Source organism: Serratia nevei (assembly GCF_024160145.1).
Lineage (GTDB): Bacteria > Pseudomonadota > Gammaproteobacteria > Enterobacterales > Enterobacteriaceae > Serratia > Serratia nevei_A.
Genome location: NZ_JAMYWQ010000006.1, coordinates 154,595 through 163,231 on the forward strand (window position 1 = coordinate 154,595; position 8,637 = coordinate 163,231).

Below are 8,637 nucleotides of genomic sequence, written 5' to 3' on the forward strand. Positions count from 1 at the left end.
ACATAACCTGTTGGAAAAATGAAAACGAAACAAAACCCGGCTGCCCTGTGGCAATCGAGGGGAGCAACGGTACGGGGTTTAACTTAAACGAATCTTAAACAAGGCGGATTGCAGGGCGTTCCAGTCGGCATTTTCGCTGTGGATCAGTTCAACCCGGCTGTCGAGCGGTGTGGTCGGGCGGGTTTCGATGTTGAGATCTTGCCCCTGACGATTGATCAGCAACGTACCTTCGGGAATGCGCACCACGCCTTTGGCGCGTTCGACCGGCGCCAGTCGCACCCACTCCATAAAGCCGACGGTGTCGAACCGGGTGGCGCCGTCAAAAATCCAGCCGCAGCTGGTAAAGCCTTGCCCTTCGTTCAGCGCTCGCCGCCAGCGGGCGTGCTCCGGCAGCCGCAGCGCCGCCAGCCCCTGCGTTTTCGCCTGACCATGATGATGCTGCGCGTCCGGTAATTCTGTACGATTCGTGCGAGGAAGTGACAGCAGCGCGACATCCGCCTCGCCTTGCGTGATGGCGTAGCAGGAGCGCTGCAGCGGATCCTGCGCCCGCCAGGTTTCCAGCGCCCGCCAGTCTTCCGGCTGATAGGTATCGCTTTTGCTGGCCAAAATAATATCGGCCGCGGCCAGCTGATCGCGGAAATTTTCGTTGTCGCGATAGCGGGGCTGGCTGAGCTGGCGGGCATCCAGCAGGCACAGCGTGGCTTGCAGATCGATCCAGCCGGCGTAGCTCTCCTGGGTCAGCAGCGACAGGATTTGTTTCGGATGCCCGAGCCCGGTCGGTTCGATCAGCAGCCGATCCGGTTTGGCCTGTTGCAACAGCATATTCAGCCCCACCTGCATTGGCAGGCCGTTGACGCAGCACATGCAGCCGCCGGGGATCTCTTTGAGCACCGCGCCGCTGTCCGCCAGCAGCGCGCCGTCGATGCCGATCTCGCCGAATTCATTGACCAAGACCGCCCAGCGTTCATCTTCGGGTTTATGAGCCAGCAAATGGCGGATAGTGGTGGTTTTACCGCTGCCGAGGAAGCCGGTAATCAGATTGGTTTTGGTCATTAATAATTCCAGGTGAAAAAATTAACTTGCTTAATAAATGAGTTACGCTGCCGGCTTGGTGAAGCCGCTGCGATTTAATTTGTGCTCTATCTCGCAAATTTTGCACGTCACCCTGCGCTTTTCAACCGGCAAAGTCCACTTTTCAGAACAAGAAAATTCTTAGATAAAACCCTGTATTAGATAAGGTTAACTTTTGTTAGTAGCTTGTTTTTAAATTGTTAATGACGCGATTAACGATCAAATCCTGTCCCTTTCCTTGCGATTATTCCTAACAAGATCCTCTATGGTTAAATTGGCTTAACTAGAAATGAGGTTGCCATGAATATCTTTCGGTTATTTTTGATCGTAGGAATGTTGTTTTCATGGACGGCAGTGAGTCAAGCAGGAGTGGCCGGCGGGGTAGTTCGCTTCGTCGGTTCTATCGTTGAAAGCCCTTGCACGGTTAATATTGCAGATTCCAAGGCGAATACGCAATGTTACCGTAACGGCCAGCGTTATCAGGCCCAGCAAGCGTTGTCAGGTTTTGATGCTACACGCAAAGAACTTCCGCTAAATCTAGGTACAACCGAAATGAAGTGGGTAGACCAACAGAAAAAACTCGCTGTTATGACGGTCGTTTATCGTTAAGTCGTTCCGCCATGCCGGCGTAACGTTACGCCGGCATGGTTATTCTCATCCCAGCAGGCTCCTTACCGCGTCACCCATTCCTTCACCGTTTCACGCGCACCGCGATCGCGCAGTGACAAATAGGCTTGCGCCACCGCCTCAGTAAATGCCGTATGGGCCGCCAGCGCTTCGCCGAACACCGATTTCAGCGCCAGCAGCGCCGTCACGCGCCGCCGATCGTCCGTTGTGGCGGCGATCGTCTGTTGCAGCACGTCTGCCAGCGGATCGCGAATGTCGATTGGCTGACCGGCGTCATCGACGCCGCCGACGTAACGCATCCAGCCCGCCACGCCCAGCGCCAGCCCGCTGTAGTCGCCGCCGTGTCGCAGATGCCAGCGCGCCGCGTCCAGCAGACGCTGCGGCAGCTTCTGCGAGCCGTCCATGGCGATCTGCCAGGTGAGGTGTTGCAGCGCCGGATTGCTGAAGCGCGCGATAAGCTGCGCGGCGTAGTCGGCCAGATCTATGCCGGTGACGCTCAGGGTCGGGGCCTGTTCGCGCAGCATCAGCCGCTGCGCCGCGCGGCGGTAGTGCTCATCCGCCATGCACTCGTTGATATAGCGATAGCCGCCCAGGTAACCGAGGTAAGCCAGGAACGAGTGGCTGCCGTTCAGCATGCGCAGCTTCATGTGCTCAAACGGCAGCACATCGCTGACCAACTGGACGCCGGCCTGCTCCCACGCCGGGCGTCCGGCGGTAAAGTTGTCTTCCACCACCCATTGGATGAAGGGCTCGCAGGCGATGGCGCATTCGTCGCGCACGCCGCCCAGCGCGGCGGCGATCTCATCCAGCGTGGCCGGCGTGGCCGCCGGCACGATGCGATCCACCATGGTACAGGGGAAGGTGGCGGCGGTAGCGATCCAGTCGGCGAGCGCCGGATCCCGCGCCTGCGCCAAATCGAGCACCGCCCGGCGCAGCACGTGGCCGTTCTCCGGAATATTGTCGCAGGAGAGCAGGGAGAAGGCGGGCAGGCCGCGTTCGCGCCGCAGCCGCAGCGCCTCCACCAAAATGCCGGGCACGGTCTGCGGCTGATGCGGCCACGCCAGATCGGCGACGATCCCCGGATGCTGCCGATCCAGCCGCCCGCTGCCGGGCTCGATGCAGTAGCCTTTTTCGGTGATGGTCATCGAAACGATCGCCACCTGCGGCTCGGCCAGTTTCTCCAGCACCGCGGCGATGCCTTCCAGCTTGCGATGCAGGCTCTCATGCACCGCACCGACCACGATGGCCTGATGGCCGTCCGCGCCTTTCTCCAGCACGCTGTACAGATGATCCTGTTGCCGCAGCGCCTCAAACAGCGGCACGCCGCCGGAAAGACTGATTTCGCAAATGCCCCAGTCGCCGCCGTGGGCGTTCAGCACCCGATCGGTCAGCAGCGCCTGATGCGCGCGGTGGAACGCGCCGAAGCCAAGGTGTGCGATGCGGCTGCGCAGGGCCCGGCGGTCATAGTTCGGTTGCCGGACGGCGCCCGGCAGCAGAGTGTTGGCGATCGTTTTCATCTCATCTCCAAAGCGTGTAAGACAGCTGGCGGGCCACTTGCGCCAAGTTAGCAGACCAGTTTTCTGCCGCATAGGCAGGGTGGCGCCGGCGATAAAAAACTGCGGTCAGTGTAAGGATGTCGGCCGGCTAAGGGAATTGGTCAGTCCAAAATAAGCCAGAATCGTGAAGTGGATCAACCAATGAGCGGTTCACTTTTGACAGCGCAGGGCGAAAGAGTAAGTTAAAGATAACTGACATCTAAATTAAACTGGTATAACAGCATTGCGATGCGAGACAGGCATAAGGACAAAACATGGAACAAACATGGCGTTGGTATGGCCCGAACGATCCGGTCTCTTTGGACGATGTGCGTCAGGCCGGGGCGACCGGGGTGGTGACGGCGCTGCATCATATCGCGAACGGCGACGTCTGGCCGATCGACGAAATCCGCGCGCGGCAGGCGCTGTTGGCGGAAAAGGGGCTGGTGTGGTCGGTGGTGGAGAGCGTGCCGGTACATGAGGAGATCAAAACCCACAGCGGCGACTGGCGGCGGTACATCGCCAATTACCAGCAGTCGCTGCGCAACCTGGCGGCCTGCGGCATCGACACCGTCTGCTACAACTTCATGCCGATCCTCGACTGGACGCGCACCGATCTGGCCTATCCGCTGCCGGACGGTTCCAAAGCGCTGCGTTTCGATCAGATAGCCTTCGCCGCGTTCGAGCTGCATATCCTGCAGCGCGCCGGCGCCGAGGCGGACTATACGCCGCAGGAACGCAACCAGGCGGCGGCCCGCTTCGCCGCCATGAGCGAGGAAGAGAAACACCGGCTGACCGGCAACATCATCGCCGGGCTGCCGGGGGCGGAAGAGGGCTATACGCTGGCGCAGTTCCGCCGCCGATTGGCGGAATACGACGGCATCGACAAGGCGCGGCTGCGCGAGAACATGGCGGTCTTTCTGCGCGCCATCGTGCCGGTAGCGGAAGAGGCCGGCATCCGGCTGGCGGTACACCCGGACGATCCGCCGCGGCCGATCCTCGGCCTGCCGCGCATCGTCTCCACGATTGAAGACATGCAGTGGCTGAAGGAAACCGTCGACAGCATTCATAACGGTTTCACCCTGTGCACCGGTTCATACGGCGTGCGCGCCGACAACGATCTGGTGCGGATGATTGAAACCTTCGGCGATCGCATTCACTTTACCCACCTGCGCGCCACCTGCCGCGAGGAGAATCCGAAAAGCTTCCACGAAGCTGCTCATTTGCAGGGCGATGTGGACATGGTGGCGGTGATCGAAGCGATCCTGACCGAAGAGCTGCGTCGGCAGCGGGCGGGCGATAGGCGGCCGATCCCGATGCGCCCCGATCATGGGCACCAGATGCTGGACGATTTGAAAAAGAAAACCAATCCGGGCTATTCGGCCATCGGGCGGTTGAAAGGGCTGGCGGAGCTGCGCGGCGTCGAGCTGGCGCTCAAGCGGCGTTTTTTCCCGGAATTGCCGTAGCGGAAAAGGAAACGGGGCCGAGAATCGGCCCCGCTGGTGTCGACTAGTCGGCGCGGCTCATGTAGCGGCGTTCGGCGATATGAATGCGGATCTTGTCGCCGGCGCTGAGGTATTCCGGTACGTGGATCACCAGACCGGTCGCCATGGTGGCCGGTTTGTTGCGGGCGCTGGCGGAAGCGCCTTTGATGCCCGGTGCGGTCTCGACGATTTCCATATCCACGGTCTGCGGCAGCTCCAGCGCCAGCACCTGGCCATCCAGCGTCAGCACCTGCATGCCCGGCAGGCCGCCTTCAGGAATGAACAGCAGCTCGTCTTCGATCTGGTCTTTCTTGAAGATGTACGGGGTGTAGTCTTCGTCATCCATGAACACGTATTCTTCGCCGTCGATATAGGAGAAGTTCACCTTGCGGCGCGACAGGGAAATGGTGTCCAGGATATCGTCACCCTTGAAGCGTTCTTCCACTTTCAGGCCGGTGCGCACGTCGGAGAAGCGCATTTTGTACAGGGTGCTGGCGCCGCGGGCGCTCGGGCTCTGCACGTCGATATCTTTTACCAGCAGCAGCTTGCCGTTGTAGCTGATCGCCATGCCGCGCTTAATTTCGTTAGCTCTTGCCATTTCAATTCATCCGCAATGAAGAGTATTAGAGAAGTTGCGACAAGGTACTCGCGCCGCCGATTTCAGGCAATAGCCCGGCGTAAAAACAGTGTGGGAAAGGGAGAGCAGAGGCTCTCCCTTCGGGGATTAGTGGAAGACCGGCAGCAGACCGAACAGCGACAGAATATGCGCGGCGGCGTTGATCAAGCCGAACAGGATGACGAACAGGATCACGCCGTTGCCGCCCGGTGCGCGGTAACCCGCCTGCGGATAGCGGCGGCGGCTGGCGCGCGCCATCAGCGCCGGCACGATCACTGCCCAAATGGTGGCCGCCAACCCGGCGAAACCGATGGCGTACAGGAAACCGTTCGGGAACAGCAGCGCGGCCAGGGTCGGCGGCACAAAGGTCACCAGCGCGGTCTTGCTGCGTCCGACGGCGTCGTCCCTGAACTTGCAGAAGTCCGCCAGGTAATCGAACAGGCCCAGCGACACGCCGAGGAACGAGCTGGCCAGCGCCATATAGGAGAAGGCGTTCAGCAGTTGACTGACGGTCTGGCTGCTGGAGACGTTGCCCATTTGCTTGAGCAGGCTGCCGATATTGCCGCCCTCGGCGATCACCTGCTTAAAGGCGTCGCGCGCGATATTGCCCTGAATCACATACTGCCACAGGATGTAGATAGCCAATGCCAGCAGGGTGCCATACACCAGGCTGCGCACCACGGAGCCGCTGTCCTTGTGGTAGTACTTCACCAGCCCGGGAATGTTGCCGTGGTAGCCGAACGAGGTCAGCAGGTAAGGCAGCGCCGCCAGCGCGTAAGGCAGATAGCTGGCCTGGTCATCGCCGGTGTTGAACAGCACCGCGGGCTGCACGTGGGTGAACATGTCGCCTACCGACATCACGAAGGTGATCACCATACCGCCGATCAGAATGGTGCTCAGGCGATCGACCGCACGGGTGGAGAGCCAGACGATAAACGCCACGACCAGCGCGAACACCAGGCCGGCGCTGGTCTGGCCGACGCCGACGATGCCCTCCAGCGTGTGGGCGATGATCGAGCCGCCGGCGGAGATATAGGCGTAGGTCAGGATGTACAGCACGAACGCCACCGACAGGCCGTTCACGGCGTTCCAGCCCTTGCCCAGCAGATCCTTGACCATGGTATTGAAGCTGGCGCCGCTCGGGTAATGCAGCGTAGCTTCGAGGATCATCAGGCCGGAAAGCAACATGCAGGCCCAGGTATATACCAGCAGCGCGACGGAGCCGCTGAACCAGACACCGGAAGTGACGATCGGAATGGAAAACATGCCGGCGCCAACGGCGGTTCCGGCAATGATCATCGCGCCGCCGAGGACGGAAGGGCGGGCCAGCTTCTGGATGGTGTCCGTAGACATGCGTGCTCCTGATGGAAGAAGTTCTTTTGTACTAGCTTAATGGTACATGGGCGTATGGCGCATGTAAAGCGGTGGAGTTGCACGTTTCACGCGTTTTTTTCTTTAAATCAAGGTTTGCTGGGCATTTATTGGCCACCGGGTGCAGCCGATCGGCGCAGGGGGATGAGTGTAAATATCGCACGGGCGCTGGGATTCTGCTGGCGGCAGCGGCGCGCGGCTGCTATTGTCGCGCTTCTTTTCCCCAGCCCACCAGGAGTAGCGCTGATGGACTGTCGCAGCGACTGCGGCGCCTGCTGTATCGCGCCGTCAATATCCAGCCCGATCCCCGGCATGCCGAACGGCAAGCCCGCCAATACCCGCTGCATTCATCTGGATGAACAGCTGCGCTGCGGCCTGTTTCATTCGCCGCTGCGGCCGAAGGTGTGCGGCAGCCTGCAGCCGAGCCGCGACATGTGCCAGGATCATCGCGATCAGGCGCTGATTTACCTCGCCAGGCTGGAAGCGGACACTGCACCTTAAGCGTCTTTCAACCGCCACAGGCACAGCGTGGCCCCCAGCGTCATCGCCAGCGCGGCGTAAAACACCGCATGGTAGTTCCAGATTTCCGCCACCGCGCCGGCGATCGAGCCGGCGATGATCCAGCCCACCCGCGTGGTGTTGGTGAACAGCGTGGTGGCCGCGCCGGCCTGGCCGGGCATCAAATCCTGAAAGTAGAGCATGCCAATCCCCGCCAGCACGCCGATAAACGCCGCGTTCAGCAGCTGCAGGGCGATGAGCTGCCAGCTGCCGGTGAGAAACAGCAGGCCGCAGTAGAACAGCACGCCGGCGACCACCGCCACGCGCATCAGGCGGCGTTTGCCGCAGCGCTTCGCCGCCAGGCCGGCGAGCAGCATGACCGGGATTTCCAGCCCGGCGGCGGCGCCCATCAATATCCCGGCCAGCCGCTCCGGTAGCCGCAGCTCGTGCACCACGTACAGCGGCATGTTGATCAGGTACATGCTGTTGGCGGTCCACATCAGGGTGCAGGCGACGAACAGCAGCAGCGAATCGCGGCGGTGCTGACGCGGTGCGGCCAGGGGCGCGTTTGTCGCCGCGGTTTTCGGCATCGAAGGCAGCCGTTTCCATACCAGCAGCCCGCACAGCACAAAGGCCGCCGCGCCCGCCAGATACATGGCCTTAAAGCCGAAGCCCAGCGCCAGCGCGAAGGCGATCGGCGGGCCAATGACCCAGGCGAGGGAGACCTGGGCGCGCATGATGGAGGTGAACATCACCGCCTCGCGGCCGGTACGGTCGGCGTGCTCACGCGCCAGCGCAAACATCTGCGGGTTGGCGGTGGAGCCGAAGCTGGTGAGCACCACGCCGACGATCAGCAGCAGGTAATAGTCGCGGTTCCAGGCGAACAGCGTGAACCCCAGCGCACCCAGCATGCAGCAGAGGAAAATAAGTGACTTGCGGTCGCCTTGTTTATCCGAACGGCCGGCGAGAAACTGGCTGACCAGAATGCCGATCACCGCGCTGCCGGTAAAGAACAGCCCGACCAGCGCCGGGCGTACTTTGACCTCGGTTTCCAGAAACAGGCTCAGCGTCGGGGTTTGCAGGGCGCCGGCGATGCCGGTAAGAAACGCCACCGCCAAAAAGGCCAGCGAAGTAAGATCGGGCGCGCGTCGCGTTACTGCGGATGAAGTCGGCATGGTGGTTGATAATTCGTCGAAAAAGGAAGGTCGCGCGCATCATACGCCCGTTGAAATGAAACGCAAACCGCGCCCTTGCGGCGAAGGGTAAACGGATATGTCGCGCGGCGACGAGAAAAAAGGGGCGCGTCGCGCTGTCTCTTCTACACAAATCCCCAGGTCAGTTGTCTGGGGATTTTTTTGAATCTTTTCACCTGTTCCCGATCTGATATGAAAATTATCGGCGGGAGATAGCTATGTTTTTATCCAATACTGCACAA

Annotated in this window: 8 protein-coding genes; 3 read left to right on the forward strand and 5 right to left on the reverse strand. The window is 60.7% G+C overall.

The features are described 5' to 3' along the window. Positions 1 to 78: 78 nt before the first annotated feature. Positions 79 to 1,053: a CobW family GTP-binding protein gene (locus M6G53_RS07075; RefSeq protein WP_253330079.1), complete on the reverse strand. Its 975-nt coding sequence runs from the start codon at positions 1,051 to 1,053 to the stop codon at positions 79 to 81. 318 nt (positions 1,054 to 1,371) lie between these two features. On the opposite strand from M6G53_RS07075, the gene M6G53_RS07080 reads away from it, so the two are divergent. Beyond that, positions 1,372 to 1,680, forward strand: coding sequence for a YmdA family protein (locus M6G53_RS07080; protein ID WP_253330080.1), 309 nt, complete (start codon positions 1,372 to 1,374; stop codon positions 1,678 to 1,680). Between the two features lie 62 nt (positions 1,681 to 1,742). Here the strand turns inward: M6G53_RS07080 and M6G53_RS07085 are convergent, their stop codons facing one another. Then, positions 1,743 to 3,215 carry a mannitol dehydrogenase family protein gene (locus M6G53_RS07085; protein WP_253330081.1) on the reverse strand — a complete coding sequence of 491 codons (1,473 nt, stop codon included), beginning with the start codon at positions 3,213 to 3,215 and terminating at the stop codon, positions 1,743 to 1,745. 293 nt (positions 3,216 to 3,508) lie between these two features. On the opposite strand from M6G53_RS07085, the gene uxuA reads away from it, so the two are divergent. Next, positions 3,509 to 4,699: a mannonate dehydratase gene (gene uxuA, locus M6G53_RS07090; RefSeq protein WP_253330082.1), complete on the forward strand. Its 1,191-nt coding sequence runs from the start codon at positions 3,509 to 3,511 to the stop codon at positions 4,697 to 4,699. 43 nt (positions 4,700 to 4,742) lie between these two features. On the opposite strand, the gene yeiP is transcribed toward uxuA, so the two are convergent. Both yeiP and mtr read right to left on the reverse strand, forming a co-directional pair. After that, positions 4,743 to 5,315: an elongation factor P-like protein YeiP gene (gene yeiP, locus M6G53_RS07095; protein ID WP_004935725.1), complete on the reverse strand. Its 573-nt coding sequence runs from the start codon at positions 5,313 to 5,315 to the stop codon at positions 4,743 to 4,745. Positions 5,316 to 5,441: 126 nt separating this feature from the next. Beyond that, positions 5,442 to 6,686 (reverse strand): tryptophan permease, encoded by a 1,245-nt coding sequence (gene mtr / locus M6G53_RS07100; RefSeq protein ID WP_253330083.1) that lies wholly within the window; start codon positions 6,684 to 6,686, stop codon positions 5,442 to 5,444. 264 nt (positions 6,687 to 6,950) lie between these two features. On the opposite strand from mtr, the gene M6G53_RS07105 reads away from it, so the two are divergent. Further along, positions 6,951 to 7,205, forward strand: a complete 255-nt coding sequence (locus M6G53_RS07105; RefSeq protein ID WP_253330085.1) for a YkgJ family cysteine cluster protein — start codon at positions 6,951 to 6,953, stop codon at positions 7,203 to 7,205. Here the strand turns inward: M6G53_RS07105 and M6G53_RS07110 are convergent. Then, entirely contained in the window at positions 7,202 to 8,377 is a 1,176-nt protein-coding gene (locus M6G53_RS07110) for a sugar efflux transporter (protein WP_253330087.1), read from the reverse strand. The two genes, M6G53_RS07105 and M6G53_RS07110, sit on opposite strands and share 4 nt — an antisense overlap. Between the last annotated feature and the right edge of the window lie 260 nt (positions 8,378 to 8,637).

What these genes read in the sequence shown, in the direction of transcription:
- M6G53_RS07085 (WP_253330081.1), bottom strand. Translation starts at nt 3,215, where the DNA reads ATGAAAACGATCGCCAACACTCTGCTGCCGGGCGCCGTCCGGCAACCG.
- M6G53_RS07110 (WP_253330087.1), bottom strand. Translation starts at nt 8,377, where the DNA reads ATGCCGACTTCATCCGCAGTAACGCGACGCGCGCCCGATCTTACTTCG.
- uxuA (WP_253330082.1), top strand. Translation starts at nt 3,509, where the DNA reads ATGGAACAAACATGGCGTTGGTATGGCCCGAACGATCCGGTCTCTTTG.
- M6G53_RS07080 (WP_253330080.1), top strand. Translation starts at nt 1,372, where the DNA reads ATGAATATCTTTCGGTTATTTTTGATCGTAGGAATGTTGTTTTCATGG.
- M6G53_RS07105 (WP_253330085.1), top strand. Translation starts at nt 6,951, where the DNA reads ATGGACTGTCGCAGCGACTGCGGCGCCTGCTGTATCGCGCCGTCAATA.
- M6G53_RS07075 (WP_253330079.1), bottom strand. Translation starts at nt 1,053, where the DNA reads ATGACCAAAACCAATCTGATTACCGGCTTCCTCGGCAGCGGTAAAACC.
- yeiP (WP_004935725.1), bottom strand. Translation starts at nt 5,315, where the DNA reads ATGGCAAGAGCTAACGAAATTAAGCGCGGCATGGCGATCAGCTACAAC.
- mtr (WP_253330083.1), bottom strand. Translation starts at nt 6,686, where the DNA reads ATGTCTACGGACACCATCCAGAAGCTGGCCCGCCCTTCCGTCCTCGGC.